The organism is Sporomusa malonica, assembly GCF_900176355.1.
GTDB lineage: Bacteria > Bacillota > Negativicutes > Sporomusales > Sporomusaceae > Sporomusa > Sporomusa malonica.
Map to the genome: position 1 here is coordinate 124,108 of NZ_FWXI01000004.1, position 20,071 is coordinate 144,178.

19 protein-coding genes are annotated in these 20,071 nt (G+C 46.2%); 5 read left to right on the plus strand and 14 right to left on the minus strand.

The window, feature by feature from the left end; translation table 11 throughout:
* Nucleotides 1-150 precede the first annotated feature (150 nt).
* The 6 genes from B9A22_RS05850 to B9A22_RS05875 form a co-directional block, all read right to left on the minus strand.
* A complete protein-coding gene (locus tag B9A22_RS05850; RefSeq protein ID WP_084574778.1) occupies nt 151-1,929 on the minus strand; it encodes a methyl-accepting chemotaxis protein in 1,779 nt (592 codons plus the stop codon).
* 245 nt (nt 1,930-2,174) lie between these two features.
* Complete coding sequence (locus B9A22_RS05855) at nt 2,175-3,407, minus strand: Zn-dependent hydrolase (RefSeq protein WP_084574779.1); 1,233 nt, start codon at nt 3,405-3,407, stop codon at nt 2,175-2,177.
* 44 nt (nt 3,408-3,451) lie between these two features.
* Complete coding sequence (locus B9A22_RS05860; protein WP_084574780.1) at nt 3,452-4,393, minus strand: DMT family transporter; 942 nt, start codon at nt 4,391-4,393, stop codon at nt 3,452-3,454.
* A gap of 32 nt (nt 4,394-4,425) precedes the next feature.
* Complete coding sequence (locus B9A22_RS05865; RefSeq protein ID WP_084574781.1) at nt 4,426-5,346, minus strand: DMT family transporter; 921 nt, start codon at nt 5,344-5,346, stop codon at nt 4,426-4,428.
* A gap of 64 nt (nt 5,347-5,410) precedes the next feature.
* Nucleotides 5,411-6,757 carry an MATE family efflux transporter gene (locus tag B9A22_RS05870; protein WP_084574782.1) on the minus strand — a complete coding sequence of 449 codons (1,347 nt, stop codon included), beginning with the start codon at nt 6,755-6,757 and terminating at the stop codon, nt 5,411-5,413.
* 67 nt (nt 6,758-6,824) lie between these two features.
* Nucleotides 6,825-7,541, minus strand: coding sequence for a hypothetical protein (locus B9A22_RS05875; RefSeq protein WP_084574783.1), 717 nt, complete (start codon nt 7,539-7,541; stop codon nt 6,825-6,827).
* Between the two features lie 281 nt (nt 7,542-7,822).
* On the opposite strand from B9A22_RS05875, the gene B9A22_RS05880 reads away from it, so the two are divergent.
* The 4 genes from B9A22_RS05880 (at nt 7,823) to B9A22_RS05895 (ending at nt 11,690) form a co-directional block, all read left to right on the plus strand.
* Nucleotides 7,823-9,121 (plus strand): MFS transporter, encoded by a 1,299-nt coding sequence (locus B9A22_RS05880; protein WP_084574784.1) that lies wholly within the window; start codon nt 7,823-7,825, stop codon nt 9,119-9,121.
* Between the two features lie 74 nt (nt 9,122-9,195).
* Nucleotides 9,196-10,491: an NPN-dependent 2-hydroxyacid racemase, LarAH10 family gene (larAH10, locus tag B9A22_RS05885; RefSeq protein ID WP_084574785.1), complete on the plus strand. Its 1,296-nt coding sequence runs from the start codon at nt 9,196-9,198 to the stop codon at nt 10,489-10,491.
* 153 nt (nt 10,492-10,644) lie between these two features.
* On the plus strand, nt 10,645-11,013 hold the full coding sequence (locus tag B9A22_RS05890; RefSeq protein WP_217805888.1) for a CidA/LrgA family protein: 369 nt from the start codon (nt 10,645-10,647) through the stop codon (nt 11,011-11,013).
* Complete coding sequence (locus B9A22_RS05895; protein WP_084574786.1) at nt 11,001-11,690, plus strand: LrgB family protein; 690 nt, start codon at nt 11,001-11,003, stop codon at nt 11,688-11,690. Before B9A22_RS05890 ends, B9A22_RS05895 begins: the two co-directional genes overlap by 13 nt.
* A gap of 13 nt (nt 11,691-11,703) precedes the next feature.
* On the opposite strand, the gene B9A22_RS05900 is transcribed toward B9A22_RS05895, so the two are convergent.
* The 8 genes from B9A22_RS05900 to B9A22_RS05935 all read right to left on the minus strand — a co-directional run bounded on the left by B9A22_RS05900 (nt 11,704) and on the right by B9A22_RS05935 (nt 19,178).
* The gene (locus tag B9A22_RS05900; RefSeq protein WP_084574787.1) at nt 11,704-12,186 is read right to left on the minus strand and encodes a PTS sugar transporter subunit IIA; all 483 of its coding nucleotides are present in this window, start codon (nt 12,184-12,186) and stop codon (nt 11,704-11,706) included.
* A 22-nt stretch (nt 12,187-12,208) separates the two neighbouring features.
* Nucleotides 12,209-13,126, minus strand: a complete 918-nt coding sequence (locus B9A22_RS05905) for a DUF7916 family protein (protein ID WP_139796184.1) — start codon at nt 13,124-13,126, stop codon at nt 12,209-12,211.
* Nucleotides 13,123-13,863, minus strand: a complete 741-nt coding sequence (gene nagB, locus B9A22_RS05910) for a glucosamine-6-phosphate deaminase (RefSeq protein ID WP_084574788.1) — start codon at nt 13,861-13,863, stop codon at nt 13,123-13,125. The genes B9A22_RS05905 and nagB overlap by 4 nt, the downstream gene beginning before the upstream one ends.
* Complete coding sequence (gene nagA, locus B9A22_RS05915; protein ID WP_084574789.1) at nt 13,835-15,004, minus strand: N-acetylglucosamine-6-phosphate deacetylase; 1,170 nt, start codon at nt 15,002-15,004, stop codon at nt 13,835-13,837. Before nagA ends, nagB begins: the two co-directional genes overlap by 29 nt.
* Nucleotides 14,988-15,881, minus strand: coding sequence for an N-acetylmuramic acid 6-phosphate etherase (gene murQ, locus B9A22_RS05920; RefSeq protein WP_084574790.1), 894 nt, complete (start codon nt 15,879-15,881; stop codon nt 14,988-14,990). The genes nagA and murQ overlap by 17 nt, the downstream gene beginning before the upstream one ends.
* A gap of 61 nt (nt 15,882-15,942) precedes the next feature.
* Complete coding sequence (nagE, locus tag B9A22_RS05925) at nt 15,943-17,340, minus strand: N-acetylglucosamine-specific PTS transporter subunit IIBC (protein WP_084574791.1); 1,398 nt, start codon at nt 17,338-17,340, stop codon at nt 15,943-15,945.
* Nucleotides 17,341-17,396: 56 nt separating this feature from the next.
* Nucleotides 17,397-18,128, minus strand: a complete 732-nt coding sequence (locus B9A22_RS05930) for a GntR family transcriptional regulator (RefSeq protein ID WP_084574792.1) — start codon at nt 18,126-18,128, stop codon at nt 17,397-17,399.
* 150 nt (nt 18,129-18,278) lie between these two features.
* Nucleotides 18,279-19,178, minus strand: a complete 900-nt coding sequence (locus tag B9A22_RS05935; protein WP_084574793.1) for a Cof-type HAD-IIB family hydrolase — start codon at nt 19,176-19,178, stop codon at nt 18,279-18,281.
* A 197-nt stretch (nt 19,179-19,375) separates the two neighbouring features.
* On the opposite strand from B9A22_RS05935, the gene rbr reads away from it, so the two are divergent.
* Nucleotides 19,376-19,960: a rubrerythrin gene (gene rbr, locus B9A22_RS05940; RefSeq protein ID WP_084574934.1), complete on the plus strand. Its 585-nt coding sequence runs from the start codon at nt 19,376-19,378 to the stop codon at nt 19,958-19,960.
* Nucleotides 19,961-20,071: the final 111 nt, after the last annotated feature.

Here is a 20,071-nt window from a genome sequence, read left to right on the forward strand (position 1 = left end):
TAATGACATATAATGCCTCAGATAAATCTCCAAAATGTTTTTATTCGGTGCAATTTTTTTTTTTCCTGCTGGCGACAGGTAAATTGAGTTAAATATGTCTCAATTAGAATAAGCCAGGCATTTGCCTGGCTTATTCTAATTGTTCTCTAGCTAAACCCGGAATTTACCTACTGCCCCCTGGAGGTCTTGAGCCAGCTTGGCTAACGCCTGACTGGAAGAAGCAATTTCTTCCATTGAAGCTGACTGCTCTTCAGTTGCCGCCGATACCGTCTGGGCTTCTCCCGCAACAGCTTTACTCAAATCGTCAATTTTCTTTACCGAGTTGACAATTTGCCGACTAACACCCTCCACTTGCTCAATCTCAGTGGAAATCTCCTGTACTTGTGTTGACACTTCCGCTATCGTGTTTGCAATCTCCTGGAAGGCCTGCCCTGCAACCTGAACTACACTGGCTCCCATCTTTACTTCCCGAGTCCCGTCGTTCATTGCTATCACGGCTTTATCTGTATCTCCTCGAATCTCAGTGATAAGGTTCGCAATCTGTTTAGCAGCTTCCTGAGATTGTTCAGCCAGCTTTCTTACCTCTTCAGCCACTACAGCAAAGCCTTTTCCCTGTTCCCCAGCTCGAGCAGCCTCGATAGCAGCATTTAGTGCCAAAAGATTTGTCTGCCCAGCAATGCCGGAGATCGTATCCACGATCTGCCCGATCTCATTAGAGCGTTCTCCCAGTCTTGCCACTACCTGTGCCGAGCTATTTACCGTTTGTTCAATCTGCGACATTTGGCTGACGGCTTTGTCTACAGATTGCCTCCCGTCTCGTGCTTTGACTGCGGCCTCAGCTGTCCGGGAAGCTACTTTACCAGCATTAGCTGCCATATGCTTGATACTTAACGACATTTCCGCAACCACGCCTGTGGTGTCATCTGCTGCAGCCAGTTGCTCCTCAGCCCCTTTTGCTACATCGGTAATGGATGCCGCCACTTGGTAAGCTGCCTGAGCAGACTGATCGGCACTTGCAGTAAATTGCTGCGATGCAGCTGCGATCTGGTCTGCCGATTGAGAGACATGGGTAATAATTTTACTTAAACTACCATTCATGTCACTGATAGCTGTTGCCAAATGACCTATTTCGTCCTTACGGCCAAGTACATTACCATCTATGCTGACAGTCAAATTACCTGTTGACATCTCAACAACCGCTTTTTGGGTATGAAGCAATGGATTAATTAAGGAACGTACCGCCACAAAAGCAAAACCACAAGCTAATAATAGCGAAACGAGCCCGATAATCCCCTGCATCATCATTGCTTGGGCCATAGCGTTTTCATACTCACGCTGACGTTCCAATACTGCTGCATCAATAGAATCAAACCAAGCCCCTGTACCAATCGTCCATCTATAAGGTTCAAACATCTTAACATAGCCTCGTTTAGGTAAAGGCTCAGATTGTCCTGGTTTAGGGAACCAATAATTACTAAAGCCCCCACCGCCATTATTTTTAGCTGCATTAAAAAGATCTTGTATGACCGGGTTACCCTTTAGGTCTTTAAACTCCCAGCGTACTTTGCCTTCATAATTTTTATTACCTAACAAAACTATGTTAAAACCTTCGTAGGTATCAATCCACAAATAATTGCCGTTATCATAACGAATCTCGCGAACAATGTCAGCCGCTTTCTTTTTTGCTTCTTGCTCAGTTAGTACACCTTTCTGCTGTTCTTTATAAATAGATTCAATAATACTAACTGCACCCTCTACCTGAAGCTTTAGTGTCCGTTCAAACTGCGCCATCATTGTTTGGCGCATTATAGCTATGTCCGATTGCGCATCCTGTTTCATACGGTATAAGTTGTAACCTACCAAGACTGCTGCTACAAAAAAGATAATCGCGCAGCTGATGGCTACCACCTTTGTACGTATACTATCCATACAATACCTCCATCCAAAATCCATATTTTTATATAACAGAAAATTCCGATTCCAACTATATTCTATAGCTTTTACCCCTCCAAATCAACTAATTATATCAAATTATGTAAACTTTTTTGTAAAATACTACATCTTTCTGTACCACAAGCAACTGCAGCAAATTGCCTTCAGCAATAAAAAAGCAACGACCAAGCCCTGCAACCAGGACCTGACGTTGCTCCGTATTACGACGCATTCCAGTTGAACTACTCTGCTGCCAGCTTGACAACTGCTTCAAATAGTAACCCCGTTCCGGCAGCAATATCCTCAATACTTGCCCACTCTGCCGGATTATGACTAATTCCGCCTTTGCAAGGTACAAAGATCATGCCTGTTGGGGCAATAGCCGCCATATGCATGGCGTCATGCCCTGCTCCGCTGGGCAGCAGCATACAGGAAGATTTTTGCTGCTTCGCTATATCATGTAGAAATTCGACTATTTCCCGGGAAATCTCCACAGGCTTTTCGTCAGCCAGTATAGTTATTTCTGTTTGGACACCGCGCCGGTTTTGTATTTCAGCAATTTCCTTAAATAATGACTGCACTACCTGCTGTTTGCTGGTTTCGGAAATGCCGCGAATATCAATACCTAGTTCGACACGCCCAGGAATAACATTCATTACTCCTGGCTCAGCCTTGATAATTCCGGTTGTACCCACCGTACCGTTATGACCTTCCCGGCCTGCCAGCTGCTCCACTTGCAAAATAATCTCAGCAGCTGCTGTCAGCGCATCCTGACGCATATTCATAGGCGTTGCACCCGAATGATCGGCCTGCCCGCTCACCACTACCCGCAGCCGGGTTGGCGCTGCAATACCAGTGACTATTCCAATTTGCTTTCCCATAGTTTCCAGAACCTTACCCTGCTCAATATGTAGTTCAAGAAATACTTTAATAGGATAAGGGTACTGCGCTAAGCCGATTTTTTCCGGAGCAAGACCTCGCTGACGCATGGCCTCGGCCAGTGTCATTCCTTGCTTGTCCGTATATTGTTCCAATTGTTCAGGCGAGAGTTTGCCGCAAAACGCTTTACTCCCCAGAGTTGCCATACCAAAACGGCTGGATTCTTCGGCCATAAACACTACTACCTCAATTGGATGATAGGTTTTTATCCTGTTTGCCATTAAGCACTGTATGACTTCGATAGCAGCCAATACTCCAGCCACGCCGTCAAAATTGCCGCCGCAGGGCACACTATCAATATGCGACCCTACCATGACCGCAGGCGCATTAGGGTCAAACCCTTCACGCCGTCCGATAAGGTTACCGAAAGCATCAACCCGGACATCCAGCCCTGCCTGCTCCATTAGTTCAAGGATAATGGCATGTGCTTCCCAGTCCTCATCACTAAAGGCCAGACGCGTTATGCCGCCATCAGCCTGCGCACCAATCATTGCTAATTTGCGAAAATTTTCTTCAAGGCGTTTAGCATTAATCATGTAAATACTCCTTTACAATACATATGTGAAATCCAAGCCATTTTTTATAAATCTTGAGCCACCTGCCGTGGCCGCTCAAAATTTATAATTACTATGGCCAGCAGTGTTAACAACCCGCCAACAAGCTGAATCGGCAACACGCTTTCACCTAAGATGAAATAGCCTCCCATCACCCCAACAACAGGAACTAGGTTAAGATACAGGGTTGTAATGGCAACATCCAAATGCTTCAGCGCGTACATATATAATAAGTAGCAAATGACTGAACAGAAAATCGCTAAAAATAAGATGTGCCACAAGGCTGTCAACGAAAATACCTGCCACTCACTATATTCGGTCAATGACAGCGGCAATAAAAAAACCGTTCCTATAATCGTTTGATAAGTAGTCATATAGAGCCCCGAGTATTTATTTTGCAACGACTTATTAACAAGCGTATAAAACACCCAGGCCAGCATGGCTCCAACAACAAGCAGATTTCCGATAAAATTGGCAGAGTTAAAATCAAGCTCACCATTTGCTGTTACTGAGAGGTAAGTACCGCCGACAGCAATAACTATTCCCGCCAGTTTATAGGGTGATACTGGCGCCCCAAAAAACACTACATCCAGGGCTATGGCAATAATCGGAACGATTGTGACAATCAGCGAGGCATTGACGGCCGTTGTCAACTTTACGCCAATATTTTCAAAATAGAAATATAGCGTAATACCCAAGCACCCTGCCAATATCATTTTGGGGATATCAGCCTTCTCAATTTTTGTGTCAGGTTCAATTTTTTTGAGCAAAACCCACAACATCACCGAGGCAATAACAAACCGAAGCAGTGCCATGGTAACCGGCGGCACCTCTTCTACAGCTATTTTAATGCTTATGAAAGAAATTCCCCAGAATACAATTGTCACAAACATCATTATATTAGCAATTAAGTATGTCCGGTCCCGAAATTTAACACGCTCCTGTGTCTCTATAATATTCTCGTGCATAACGCCCTCCTTTTTGCCATCATCGACAATACCTAATGAATACTCCCCGTGTTTGACTCTTCTGCCGTCTCCACCGCAACCGTTGACTGCATACTCTGCAGCTGGGTTAACAGCATGCCTGAGAGCATCAGGGCACTCCCTATTAATTCTTGAAGGCCTAAGCGTTCATCAAGGATCAAAAAGCCGCCAATAGTAGCAAAAACGGTTTCCATACTAAGAATAATAGCAGCATGAGAAGGCGGCGAATATTTCTGACCAACTACCTGCAGGGTATAAGCAATCCCCACCGAGCAGATCCCCCCATACAAAATAGGGATCAGTGCCTGGGTAATCCCCTCGGTAGTTATGGTTTCAAACAGAAAAGCTGTAGTTATGCTGAGTATCGCACAAGTGACAAATTGAAAAAAAGACAACTTCAATACATCCACTCTACTGGCAAAATAGTCGATAAGCAAAATATGAACAGCCCAAAAAAAAGCTCCTACTAACTGCAGCAAATCACCGTAAGATATAGTAAAACTTTCTTTTACACATAACAAGTACAAACCAATAACAGCCAGCACCGAGCTCAGCCAAGTGATCATGCTGACATATTGCTTTAAGAATATCCCCAAGATAGGTACAAGTACAATATAAAGGCAGGTAATAAATGCCGCCTTACCCGCAGTGGTATAAATAAGTCCAATTTGTTGTAGAGACGCTGCGGTAAACAGGATTAACCCAGCCAAAAAACCGGCCCATATTACACAGCGCGGAGGATTACTGGTCACTTGCTGCGGCTTGTTCCGGTAGTAAAAGATAAGCGGCAGTAACGAAAGACTACCTAGCGCGAATCTTACCCCATTAAACGTAAAAGGTCCTACATGTTCCATTCCCACCCGCTGAGCCACAAAGGCAACTCCCCATATGGCTGCCGCTAATAATAAAAGCATGTTTGATTTCAAAGCACTCATTGTACATAAACTCCCTTTTTAAATTATTACCAACTAAGAATAGCGCAAAAACTTTACAAAGCCTTCATCGCTTATGCCTTTGCTGTAGCCGAATCAGTCTGGTGAGCAGCACTCCCGCCCCTACAGCCAAGCCTGCGATAAAGCCTACCCAATAGCCATATGCCTGTAGTTCAGTAAACTTAGCAAGGAAATAGCCTATTGGCATACCAATAACCCAATAGGACAGGACTGCCATGAGAAAAGTCACCTTAACATCCTTATACCCCCGCAGCGCCCCTTGAATAGGAGCAGCAATAGCATCAGACAGCTGGAAAAAGACAGCATATACCAGGAAGTTTTGGATGAGTTCCAATACATCTGCCTCTTGGGTATAAAGACCGGCAATTTGACTGTTAAACACAGATAAGCCGATCGCAAAAAAGACCGCAATCACAATCGCAAGCGCAATACCAAGCTTACTATATTGCCTGGCATCACTATACCGGCGCGCACCGACCTCGAAACCAATGACAATTGTCAATGTCATCCCGATGCTGAGCGGCACCATATAGACTAAACCGGCAAAATTGATAGCTGCCTGATGGGCGGCTATAACAGCAGTTCCATATTCAGCCATCAGCAAGGCAACGACACCAAAGATGCTGACTTCGCAAAATATTGACAGGCCAATTGGCAAACCAACAATAAGCAGTTCCCGCCAGGTTCTAAGCGAAATTGAAGCAAAACAGCCAAACACTTTATAATCCTTAAAAGGCTTTAAATAATGAATAACTCCTATGCTGATCAGGGCAAGACACCAGTAGGTTATAGCAGAGGCATACCCGGCTCCCACCCCACCAAGACGGGGAAAACCCAAATTTCCAAGAATCAGCAGATAGTTTAGCGCAATATTAATCGGTACTGCACAAAGCGTGATCAGCATGGTTATTCGCGTATAGCCCAGCGCATCAATAAAATTCCGCAAAACTCCAGAGACAAACAAGGGTAAAATCCCTATTGCCAGTGCAATCAAAAACTGATAGGCAATGTCATGGACAGCTGGTTCCAGGGTCATGAGGTTTAGTATTGGGGCAAGCACTACTGAACCTCCGCCAATAACAATGAGGGCCAGCGCCATAGATATATATATACTTTGTATTACCAAGAACGGCATATCCTTTTTCCGCCCGGCCCCATTAAGCTGGGCAAGAATGGGCGTCATGCCGGCAAGAACTCCACCAATGCCCGTGAAAATAGGCATCCACAGATTTGCCCCAATAGCAACTCCGGCTAAATCGTAGTGGCTCACTTGGCCTGACATCACTGTATCAAAAAAGCCTGTCGCCATCAGTGAAATTTGGGTAACAAATATCGGCGAAAAAATTATAAAGAATTGCCGCGCTTTCTCCTGCAATGAACCGGTTTTTCTCACTTGGCACCTCAAACTAAAAAGCCAGACAATAGCCTGGCCTCGACTCTTTATCTGTAATTATATTACATCAATCTACGTACTTCGTCCAGTTAAACCCAGAATGTAACACATTTGTCTTAGTCTCTAAAACATGATAACTATACTGCGTGCCAGCATGTGAGCTTACACTAACCCGTCCACCATTAATTTGATCAATTGCGTAAAACCCCAGATTTGCAATAAAGGCGCACAAATGGTGGTGAATAAACTCTACGCTTTTCAACTCAACAGCAAGTGCCTTATCCATGTATTGGGGAATCACAGCAGGTTGCAGCAGGCTGCTGACAGTCCTTCCTTTATCGTCAATGTATTCCACCCATTCCCACTTAAGCGGCAGCGTTTGCTGGTATCTTCTCTTTATAAAGGAACGAGCCTGACAGACCCAAGTAAACGGGCTATTTATGCCATACTGTTTGGCCTGCTCGGCTGATTGCGCCGTCTTTTCGGTATATGACAGCGCTACCCCCAAATGAGCAGGCAGTTTTGAGTCGGCGACTTCAACCCATATCGATTGCGCCAAAGGAGATAAATTTCCAAACTCCACATCACGCGCAAAAGAATTCATCGGGGGAGATGCTTTTGAAAAAGACTCCAACAGCGCTGAGGCATCAAAGATCTTAGCCTTCATATTATTTTTATAAACGTTCTGCCAAAATGAGGCTACCGTATCAACCACCCGTAATTTTCCATTTGATTGTTTTTCAGATGCTGCTGCCTGTTTTAGAATATCGCTGAGTATTTTCACTGTTATAACTACTCCTGTCACCTTTACTTTATATTCTAATTTTCCCATCAGGCATTGTTATATGTAGCTAACAGCAATAGTCAAGCCAGAGGAGCGAGCAGCCATGTCTTCACCCCAAAAACATTATTGCCTATTTTTCAGCATTAAAACATACATCATTCTCCTTTAAAATGCCTGTTGTCCAAATTAATCTCACCTATTGACGGTATATGAAACAATCTCTATAATGATTACCAAGTACTCATATCTGTGTACAATAAACATTATAGGAGGAAATGCACATGGAAACACCGCGAACAGCCTCTAGTGTACCTGCAGAGCCTGTGCAGCCGACAAGACAGCGGGTAGTGCTAGTGGCAATCTTGCTCTTAACCTTGCTTGTAGCTTACCTTGACAGGGTAAATGTGTCTGTTTTGCTTGCTGACCCTACTTTTCTTACCGACATGGGTATCAAAGGCCAACCGGTTCAAATGGGCCTCTTAATGACCTTATTCTTAATTGCTTATGGCGTAGCCAACGTGGTCTTAAGCCCGCTTGGTGACTATATCGGCCCCCGTAAAGCTATGTCGATTTCCATACTGCTGTGGACAATCTCGGTTGTCATCGGCGGCTGGGCCGCGACCTTTGGCACCATGCTTGTGGCCAGAGTCATCTTAGGTATTGGCGAAGGCATGCACTGGCCAATGCAGAGCACCTTTGTCAAGAATTGGTTCCCGCCTAACGAACGTGGCAAAGCTAACGGTGTCTGGCTGATTGGTCTTATGGGTGGTCCTGCCCTGGCAATGCCCTTCTTTACCTGGATTGTTTCCACCTGGGGCTGGCGGCCCAGCTTCTTTGTCCTTGGTGCCCTGGGCCTTATTCCCTTACTGTTACTCTGGTTTTATGTAACCGATCATCCCAGGCAGCATAAGCGGGTTAACGCGGCTGAACTGGAGCACATTGAAAGTGCATTAAAAATCGAGGCCGAAGAGGAAGCAAAAATCAAGACAGAAAGCCTCGGCGAGCGCATAAAATCCTTTGCCCTCAACTATCGTTTTTGGCTGCTGACAATTAACTATTTCTGTATAGCGTGCGTCTGGTGGGGTACCATGGCTTGGCTGCCTTCTTATCTCAAAGCAGCCCGCGGCTTTTCCTGGGCCCAGATGGGCGCTTTGTCCTCGCTGCCTTACATTCTCGGAACTATTAGCATTCTATTCTTCGGCCATTTGGCTGATAAGTACGGACGACGTGCTCCTTTTATCGCAATTGCGCACCTTGGCTCAGCCTTGGGGATTTACTTTGGGGCAACAGCCACAGATAACATGACAGCAGCCCTGCTGATTTCGGTCGGCATTGCCTCTATTGCCATTGGACTTCCTTCATCCTGGGCTATTCTTCAACGCATTGTACCTGGTAAAGCCATTGGTGCCGGCGCTGGTATGATGAATGGCCTAAGTAATGGCGGTTCAGCGTTTGCCCCTGTCTTAATCGGTTTTTTCATCAGCCTGACTGGCAGCTATGTAGGCGGCCTGATGTTCTTGGTCGGCATTGCTGCACTTGGGTGTCTGTGCATGACAGTACTTTCTCTGCAAAAATATTAATCTGGAAATTTCACCTAGCTTTTGCAGGAAATAGTCACTTCAATCTAGTATATGGTTACCTGGAGGGATGAAACATGCTAAAAGAATTTGCTTTAGGTCTTGGTGACAGCGAGGTCAACATCTCGCTGCCAGAAGAACAGGTGATTCATGTTGTCGAAGGTAAACACGCAGACGCCATCACTGATGTTCCTGCAGCGGTAAAAGCGGTGTTAAACAATCCGATCGACTCGCCACCTTTAAAAGAAGTAGTTAAAGCCGGTGATACGGTTGCCATTATTGCTAGCGATATTACCCGGCAGTGGATAAAATATGATCAATTCCTGCCAACACTCTTAAATGAGCTCAATGCCGCAGGCGTACCTGACAGCAATATCAAGCTGGTCGTCAGCCTAGGCGCTCACCGTCATCATACTGACAAAGAAAATGTGCTGGTCTACGGCCAAGAAGTTGTTAACCGTGTCCAAATCGTGCAAAGTTACGCCCCAGCCAGTGAAGATTTTACCCATGTTGGCAAGACTTCACGCGGAGTTGAAGTGTATCTTAACAAGCATGTTGTCAACGCCGATAAAGTCATTATGACAGGCGGTATTGTTTACCACCTTATGGCAGGCTTCGGAGGCGGACGCAAAGCCATTATCCCAGGTATTGCAGGTTACTCATCGATTCAGGGCAACCATAGCTTCTGCCTGCATGATGTTGTCGGCCAGGGCATCAGCTCAAGCTGCATCTCCGGCAAGCTGGAAGGCAATAACATGCATGAGGATATGACTGAAATGGCAGAGATGTTAAAGCCTGCCTTCCTCTTAAACGCCGTTTTCACCCCTGAAGGCAAATTTGCCCGGTTTGTGGCTGGTCACTGGCACACCGCCTGGCTTGAAGGCACAAAAACAGTGGAAGAAATTTTCGGCGTACCCATTAGCGCCAAGGCCGATTTGGTTATTGCCTCGGCTGGCGGCTTTCCCAAAGATATAAACCTCTATCAGGGCTCAAAGACCACCGATAATGCGTATATGGCAGCCAAAGAAGACGGGGTTATCATCGTCTTATTAGAATGCCGTGATATTATGGAGCCGCCTGATTTCAGCGGCTGGTTCAATTATGAAACCCTCTACGATAGAGAAGTAGCCCTGCGCAAAGCCTTTACCGTCCCTGGCTTCATCGCCCTTAAAACCGGTATTATGGCTAGCAAAGTCCCCTTCATTATTGTTACACTCCCTGAAAACAAGGATTTCATCGAAAAAGCGGGCTTGATTGCAGCCACCACCATTGAAGAAGCTATGGCTATTGCTGAGCAAAAGCTGGGCCGCAAAGACTACACAATCACCGTTATGCCGCATGCAGCCAATACTGTCCCACTGCTGCAGGGATAGTTTTTTACTATAAGAAAACAGCCCGATCCCTGAAAACCAGGATCGGGCTGTTTTTGTAACATTTAATATGTAACCTGGAGGCAGCTTACAGTAGCTGATCTATTTAAAGCAGTGCACCTAGTTGAATATGCCGTAATTTGGAGGTAAGAGACAGTGAAAGGGTTACAAATGCTTGGACAAGGCGTACTTCTGTGGATGGTTTACTGGCTGGGAAACCAAATCAGCTTGGTTTCCGGATTGCCAATTCCGGGGAATGTATTCGGGATGATGCTGCTATTTGTACTATTGTTATTTGGTGTCATAAAACTTCACTATATCCAAGATGCTGCCGATTTTTTACTTAAACATATGCTGTTCCTCTTTATACCCATCGCCGTAGGCCTAATGAACTGGGGCGCAGTATTTTATGAGTATGGAATTATCTTGGCATTAGCGCTGGTTGCAGGTGCGGTTTTTCCCCTATTCGCAGTAGGTGTTCTTACACAGGCCCTGCATAAGGGGGACAAAGAATGCAACCATTAATGACTGTTTTTCTTATATTAATTACAGTGGGCGCCTATGTACTCAGCCGATATTTATATTTTAGATATAATAATCCGCTAGTAAATGTAGTTCTTCTAAGTACCTCCTTCATTATTGCTGTATTGCTACTCTGTAAAATACCCTATGAAGCCTATGCCCCGGTTCAAGCGCTTGCGTCCTTTTTACTTGGACCTGCTACTGTCGCCCTGGCTGTGCCGCTTTACCGAAATCGGCATTTGCTAAAACAATATTGGGCAGCCATATTTATCGGTGTTGGTATCGGAACAATTGTATCTATGGTCACAGTTTTACTTATTACCCAAGCTGGCGGATTACCAAGGGAAGTCATTCTTTCGATTATTCCTAAATCCTCAACCATCCCTTTTGCAGTCGAAGTGGCCCGAATTGCAGGCGGCGATCCGGCTTTAGCAGCCGCTTTTGTTGTAGCCACAGGCACCTTCGGGTCTATTATGGGCTTGACACTACTTACCTGGTTCAAAATGAAAAACCCTGTTGCCCGCGGATTAGCCATGGGCACAGTCTCACATGGTCAGGGTGTCGCTATGGCTTTCATGGAGGGTGAACAACAAGGCTCAATGGCAGGAGTAGCCATGGGTATGGCCGGAGTGTTCACATCAGTGCTGGCACCTATTCTTATCGCTTTACTAGTAAAGTGAAGCAGGCTCACTATTACCTCCGGACTTCCACTTCCATTATGATGCCGTCAGCTTTATCCAAAAACTTACTGATACCTGCGACTTTCTCGGCCATGTTGGTGATAACAATAGGCGTTATCAGCGACTTGCCCTGACTCTGTATATAGTCCTGGTTAAACGTCAGCAGCTTATCGCCGCGAGTCACTCTGTCTCCAGGCTGTACATGAGCTATAAAGCCTTGACCACCTAACTCTACCGTATCCAAGCCTACATGAATTAATACTTCCAGCCCTTCACCGGTCTTGAGTGCCACAGCATGCAGGGTTTTGGGAACAAGCAGTATTTCGCCGCTGCACGGGGCATTTATCACGCCCTCTGCCGGCTCAACCCCTAGGCCATCTCCCATCATGCGTCCGGCAAAAACCGGGTCTGGCACTTGTGTAATATCCATGAGTCGCCCTTTTACCGGAGAGTATAAGGTTACAACTGTCTTTTTGCTTTTAAATAAATTAAACATGCTTTTCCCACCCACTAGTAAGCTATACCCGCATGGCCATACGCCGGAAAGTATGCCTACGCCCGCGCACGGCAATCGAGTAGTTCATAATATTTTCTGGTACGGCTATCCCCATATAGCCAGAGTCGCCAATATGATGGATGTCAGCACCAGCCATTTTGGCGTTGAGGGCAATTGTCCTGATGGTCTGCGTATCTGCGCCTTCTTGTGATGTGCCCACTGCGGTCATAACAAGTCCACCATGACCGTGCACATAGGCAGCCACCTCCCTGGCACTATCTACCGTTATTCCAGGTATTGTTCCAGGTGCTGGTATCAGGATAATGTCTGCCCCTGCTGACAGAAAGCCGCCCACTTCGGCTTGACTCAAAAAAATGTCTCCCGCCCCGCCGCCGACTCCGGCTGCATGCATTTTACCTGCGGTAATAATAATGTTCTCACCTAACTCAGCGCGAATCTGTGTTACCGCTTGTTTAATCTGGCTGTTAGTTACCCCTGTCCCAGGATTGCCAGTCACTGTTATCATACAGGCACCCTGTTCATAGGCCAGCCGGGCATTCTCCGGTGTAGCCAGCCTGCCTCGCTCTACCTTAACCCGTTCTCCCTGCACATCACTGTCCCAGTCAACAGCTTCTAGGTTAACCCCTACCGGGCGTCCTATCAGACCTTTGACTGCGTCAATAACGCTCTGCCCTGTCACCGGCGAGAGCCCGAACACAGCCGGTTGCTGTGCATTATAAAGGTTAAGTAAAATAATATCAGCGCCCATCGCTGCCACAAGTTCGGCGTTACCGACATCGTAAAGAATGGGCATTACCGGGCAAATAACCTCAGCAAGAATTGTCCGCCCCTCGGCTGCCCTAATTGCCGCCAGCAGGTCTCTAGCTGTCACCTTAACTAATTCCTCAGGCCGTAAATCCAGGATTCTGGCAATGCTCATGCAATCGTCTCCCTGATATATTTTGAAGCACTTTCCTCGACAATGACGGTAACATCTTGATGCAACTGCAGAATAGATGCTGGTGTTTCCGGTGTAATCCCCTGATACATTGCCCGGTATATAGCATCTGCTTTGCTCTCGCCATTGGCCAAAAGAAGTATCTTTTTGGCATGCATAATGGTCTTAATACCCATGCTGATAGCAAAGCGCGGCACTTCACTAATATCAGCAAAAAACCGGGCATTAGCACTAACTGTTTCCTGGTCTAACTTTACCTTGTGAGTTGTCGCCTCAAATTTTATGTCAGGCTCATTAAATCCGATATGGCCATTTGTGCCAATCCCCAGAATCTGCAAGTCAATCCCGCCACATTGCCGAATCTCCCGGTCATAACGGCGGCATTCCTGGTCAATATCCTGCGTCATGCCGTTTGGGATGTGAATGTTGCCACTGGCAATATTAATATGATTAAAAAAATTGTGGTACATATACCAGTGATAGCTGTTTTGATCTTCTTTAGCCAACCCCAGGTATTCATCAAGGTTGAACGAAATGACATTAGAAAAGTCCAGTCCGGCCTTGTGGTGCATCTCAACCAGTTTATTATACATCAGCAAGGGTGTACTGCCAGTTGCCAGACCCAGCACACTGTCAGGTTTAAGACATACCTGCCCGGCGACAATCATGGCAGCCCGCATACTCATATCCTCATACCCTCTGGCAATCACAATCCGCATGCGTCCACCTCCGGTAAACAGTCCTACCTTTTATAATGGTCTCAAGTATGGTAATAGCTTCGTCAAAAATGACCATATCAGCCTGGTTCCCTGGCACAATACTGCCTTTACAATTTTCAAGCCTTAGTTTGCGGGCAGGATTTATTGTCACCATATTGACAACCTCATGCAGCGCTAACCCAGACGTCTTCCTAAAGTTGGCCACAGCTTTGTCAAGCGTCAGCACACTACCGGCAATAACACCATTATCTAGCTGGGCTGTGCTGTCAGCTACATTGACCAGCTGCCCGCCTAATTCGTAGTACCCATCAGGCATGAGGCAGGCCCGCATGGCGTCGGTAATTAAGATCAGCCGCTCACCACCTGTCAGCCGGTAAAGCAAACGCTGACTGGCAGGATGAACATGGATATTATCGGCAATCAATTCGCACGTGACACCACTGTCAAGGATGGCCCCAAGTACCCCCGGACGGCGGTGATTGGAGCTTGCTATCGCATTAAACATATGGGTTACATGAGATGTTCCGGCGGCAATAGCCGCTAACGCCTGCTCGTAGGTTGCGGCACTATGACCAATAGACACAACAATGTTGTTCTCTACCGCCTCACGAATAAAAGCAAGACTGCCTGGCAGTTCTGGTGCAATTGTGGCGATTTTTATGACATCGGCAAAATCTGCAATCTTCGTAAAACTCGGAGTTGTGATATATTGTGCATCCTGCGCCCCTTTGTAGTCGGCATTGATAAACGGCCCTTCAAAATGGCAACCTAAAATCTCAGCGCCAGGGCAATGTCCCATTTTGGCTCTGACTCGTTCAAGCGCCGCTGTCACAAGCTCGAACTTCATCGTCATGGTTGTTGGCAAAAAGGCTGTCACACCAGTCTGCGGCAGATTTTGACTCATAACTTCAAGAGTATTTCCCGCTTCATCCATGGTGTCGGCTCCGGCACAGCCGTGAATGTGCAAATCTATGAAACCCGGGGCTAGATAATGCCCGCCAGCATTCATCCTGTCTGTCAGCGTGTAGGCGGCAAGCGCCGTGTCGGGAACAACAGCAATAATTTTATCAGAATAAACCACTGCGTGCTTTTCAAGCACGCCTAGCGTTGTGATGATTTTTGCATTATAAATGGCTTTCAAGCTGATCGTCCTTTATCGCTTTTTTTAAATAGCCCTTATGTTTCTCGATAAGCTCTATGGCTTCAGCAGGCTCCAGTCCGGTAAGCAGCATCAAGATAGCTGCTTTTGTGTTCCCGTCTGTTTGTGCCAGCGCCTGCCGCGCCGACTCGGCACTACACCCAGCCGCGTCTTGGATAATGTCAAGCACTCTCTGTTTCAGTTTGGCGTTTATTGGCTTGACATTCACCATTAGACTGCCGTAGGTTTTTCCCAGCTTAATCATGGCACACGAGGAAAACATATTAATCACCATCTTCTGCGCCGTGCCAGCCTTAAGCCTTGTCGAACCCTGAATAACTTCAGGGCCAACATCCACTATTATGGGTATATCAACTACAGCAGCGAGCTCACCCTGGGGAAAGCAACAGACACCAATTGTCTTGGCCCTCTGTTCTCTTGCAAATTTTACAGCTGCCAATACATAGGGCGTGCTGCCGCTGGCGCTAATACCGACGACAACATCCTGTGCCGATACCCCTTTAGCCGCGATATCCCGCACAGCCATGCTTTCATTGTCTTCTGTATCTTCACACCAGCCAGCAACAGCCGGTGCGCCCCCCGAGATGACCGCTGATATTAAATCATCAGCCACGCCAAAGGTCGGCGGACATTCGGACGCGTCCATGACGCCAATCTTCCCTGCAGTGCCTGAACCGATATAGATCATCCGTCCGCCTGCAGCAAGCGCCTCTGCAACCGCCTCAACCGCCTTGACAATAGAGCCGATGCTGGCCTCTACTGCTATTGCAACCTTTTTATCCTCGCTGTTAAACAATTCTATCAGCTCGATTGTCGACATCTCGTCTATCTCTTTTATTGCTGGAATCGACTGCCGCATTATACCTGTATTCCCCCAAAGAAGTTGAAAATGGGGAGCCGGTCAGCTCCCGAATTTTCAACTACATATTGATATTTTTATTCGAGGCAAGTAGTTTCTTGATTTCGTCAGCAATGATCTCGGCTTTGGTGCCAACTATAACCTGCAGGCTGTTGCCTTTGCGAATCATGCCACTGACGCCTAATGCTTTGAGTTCGGTTTCCTGAATGATATCAGCATTTTTCACCGTCAACCGCAAACGGGTGATGCAGGAATCCAGACTTTCGACATTGGCACTACCGCCTAACTTAGCAAGCAGCACTGCTGGGAATGTGCCAAGATCGGCGTTTTGCAAAACAGCCTCTTCACTCTCGTCGTACCGTCCTGGAGTCATGATATCATACTTTTGGATGGCCCAAGAGAAGACACCATAATAGACGCCGGCAAACACCAAGCCCACAGGAATAATCATGCCCGGACTTGTCGCTAGTTTCCAGTTAAGCAAATAGTCAATTAAACCAGCCGAAAAGCCGAAGCCGTGTAAAATGCCAAACGAATAGCAGACTGCCATAGCCACGCCTGTGAGGATGGCATGGAAGAAATACAGCATGGGTGCCAGAAACATAAACATGAATTCAATTGGCTCGGTAATCCCTGTTAGAAAAGCGGTAAACGCCACCGAGAACAACACACCACCAATACCCTTACGATTTTGTGGTTTAGCACAGCGGTAAATGGCAAACGCCACTGCTGGCAAGGCAAACATGAATATCAGGTAGAACCCGGCCATAAAGTTGCCAGCTGTCGGGTCGCCGGCAAAAAAGCGGTTAAGATCGCCTGTTACCACTTTACCGGCCTTATCGGTATAATTGCCAAAGACAAACCAAATAAAGCTATTAAGAATATGATGAAGGCCAAAGGGAATAAGTAACCGGTTACATACCCCGAAAATAAACGCACCTACTGCTCCAGCACCGATAATCCACTCGCCGATGGCATGAATCATATTCTGCAGCGGCGCCCAGATAACCCCGAAGACGCCGGCCAATACAATAGCTGAACCTGCCGTCACAATGGGGATAAAGCGGCGCCCCCCAAAAAAGCCAAGAAACTCGGGTAATTTGATATTATAGAACCGATTATAAAGATACCCTGCTAACAAACCACTAATAATACCGGCTAGTACACTCATATTGAGTCTAGGGTCAATGGCTTTTACTCCATTAGTAAGAACAAGGTAACCTACACTACCGGCCAAACCGGCAGCACCATTGTTGTCATGAGCGATACCTACTGCAATACCGATAGCAAATAGCAGCGCCAGATTGTCAAAAACCGCCGCCCCAGCCTTCATGACAAACGGGATATTGAGGACATCGTTAGCACCAAACCTGAGGAGCAGGGCTGCTGCTGGCAGTACGGCAACAGGCAGCATGAGTGCCTTGCCGATCTTTTGGAGTTTTCCAAACCAACCATCCATTACCTATGTACCTCCTGTTGTAGTTCTATTTGTCACACGGGTTATTCCGCATGCCACTACCGACGCAAGGTGATTTCAAACTTGTATCTATCGCCCCGGTAAATGGCCTTAGTGACCTCCATCGGGACATTACTTTTGAGATAAGTCCGGCGAGAAAACAAAAGCGCCAAGGCCCCCTGCTTAACTTCCAGCAGTTCACTTTCATAATCATTGACAGCTACAGGTTCTATTGTCTGATAGGCATAGTCCATCTGTATACCGAATTCCCGGTTTAGCACCTCATAGAGTGATTTACCTTCAAGCTTTTCGGCGGTCAGCTGTTTGCACAAGAAAACGGGAAGATAGGCGGTTTCGAGCGCGAACGGTTGGCCAGACACATAGCGTAACCGGATGATTTCAAATACCTCCTGGTCTTTGTCTAAAGCCAGCTCCTGTTGCAGCCACTTAGTGGCCATTTTTTTACGGAAGGAAATCTGCTTAGTAAATACGTCCAGACCTCGCTGCTGCATTTCTTCGGTAAAACCGAGCAGGCTGGATAGCGAATGCTTTTCCTTGCCCTTGGCAACGAACGTGCCTTTCCCCTGCTCTCGATACAGTATACCTTCGGTTACCAGACTGGTAATCGCCTTGTTGACTGTCATCCGGCTGATGTCATGCTGCTCGCACAACTCTCGCTCAGAAGGGATGGGGTCATCAGGCTGTAATTCGTCATCTTCAATCATCTCGCAGATGATATCTTTTAACTGATAATATAATGGTATTGGTGAATCTTTATCTATTTTTTTCATGCACGTCACTCCATTGCAGTTGTTATGTTTACATGTTGTCATGTTGTATATACCACTACATTCATTATAACACCAATTTCTGCCAAATCAATATTAATTTTATAATATTTTATTTATTCGTAAAATTCCACTGCCAAAAGGGCCTATACCTCAGCCATAATACAACTGCATCAGGTGTTCTACCGCATTAGCCACACCATGGTTTTCATTTGTGTCTGTTACCATGTTGCAATTTTTTTTGATATCAGCCCGAGCATTGCCCATGGCCACACTAAACCCTGCTGCTTCAAACATTGACACATCATTATAGCTGTCCCCGATAGCCACAGCCCTGTCCACCGAAATCCCCAGCGTCTCGGCCAGGGTTTTCAAACCATTTCCTTTGCTGGCCGCCCGATTCATAAGTTCAAAATTATGATCCATTGAGGAAACCACAGTCAAATCCTCACTATCGCCGAACTTGGCATAGCCAGCCTTTACCCGCATGGCATTTGCAGCAAAGACATACACCTTATAGTAGCTATCATTCTTTTCCAATATCTGTTGATACCGGTCAACCAGCTTGATGGATCGGTAAATTTTTCCGGCTTCAGACCGAAGCTGGGATAAATCCTGCAGGGGATTGCTCTGCTCAAACTGTTGTATTTCCTGCTCTAGCCACTGCCGTCCATACTCCGGGCTCCAAATAGCCCCTTCAGCTGACACTTCATAGTAATACCGGTTCTCTTCGAGCCAGCTAACAATATGCGCTGTTGTTTGTTTATCAATCGTTACCGCTAATAGCTTGCGACCTGCCTGAGAGTGAACTAACGCTCCGTTTGAACTAATTACATGAGCTGTAATACCTGCCTGCCGACAAAAGTCAACAGCCTCACGATATGTTCTCCCAGTGGCAATAGCTACTTCTACCCCCAGTGCCTGGGCGCGTTTAATGGCTGTTGCATTTTTCCGGCTAATTTGGTCCTGACGACCTAACAAAGTACCATCCAAGTCAATAGCAATAAGTTTCAAAGATACCACCTCACATAGATAATACATTCGTCCTGACATAAAAAAGACCTGCCAATTTTTACATTGACAGACCAACTCTCAATTAGACAACTACGGTTTTCTTGGACAAGTTTAAAAAATCAAGCAGGATTTTCTTGGTTTTTGTAGTAATTATTAGATTGGAAACAGTTGCCGGAAAAATATATTCCGGCCAATTTGCTAATTCAAAAATTTTTATAAGAGAGGGAGCGACTCGTATGAAATCTTTAAAAGGAACTAAAACTGCCGAAAACTTGATGAAAGCATTTGCCGGTGAATCACAGGCTAGAACCCGTTACACCTATTATGCTTCCACAGCAAAAAAAGAAGGTTATGTGCAAATCTCCAACCTGTTCACCGAAACAGCTGACAACGAGAAAGAACATGCTAAACGTTTCTTTAAATTTCTGCTGGAGGACTTACAAGGAGAAATGGTCAATATTCACGCTGACTATCCTGTAGCTTGGGGCGACACCAAAGCCAACCTCTTAGCGGCAGCGAAGGGCGAAAACGAAGAATGGGCTGAGCTATATCCGCACTTTGCCGATGTTGCTGACCAGGAAGGTTTCCCAGCGGTTGCTACTGCCTTCAGAAAAATTGCCGAGGTAGAAAAACACCACGAAGCCAGATACAGAAAGCTGCATGATAATCTCGTGAACAATACTGTATACCAAAAAAACACTACAGTTGAGTGGAAATGTAATAACTGTGGTTATATTCACACAGGCGACAGCGCTCCTGAACTCTGCCCTGCCTGCGTTCATCCACAAGGACACTTCGAGGTGTTTGTCGAGACATATTAGTCCTAGCAAAAGCAAAGCCGGTACCCTAATCATCGAGGGTTCCGGTTTTTATTTTTTCTTTAAATTGACACCATTTCTCATTTTTTTCATGTTGATGAAAATATTTCCAGT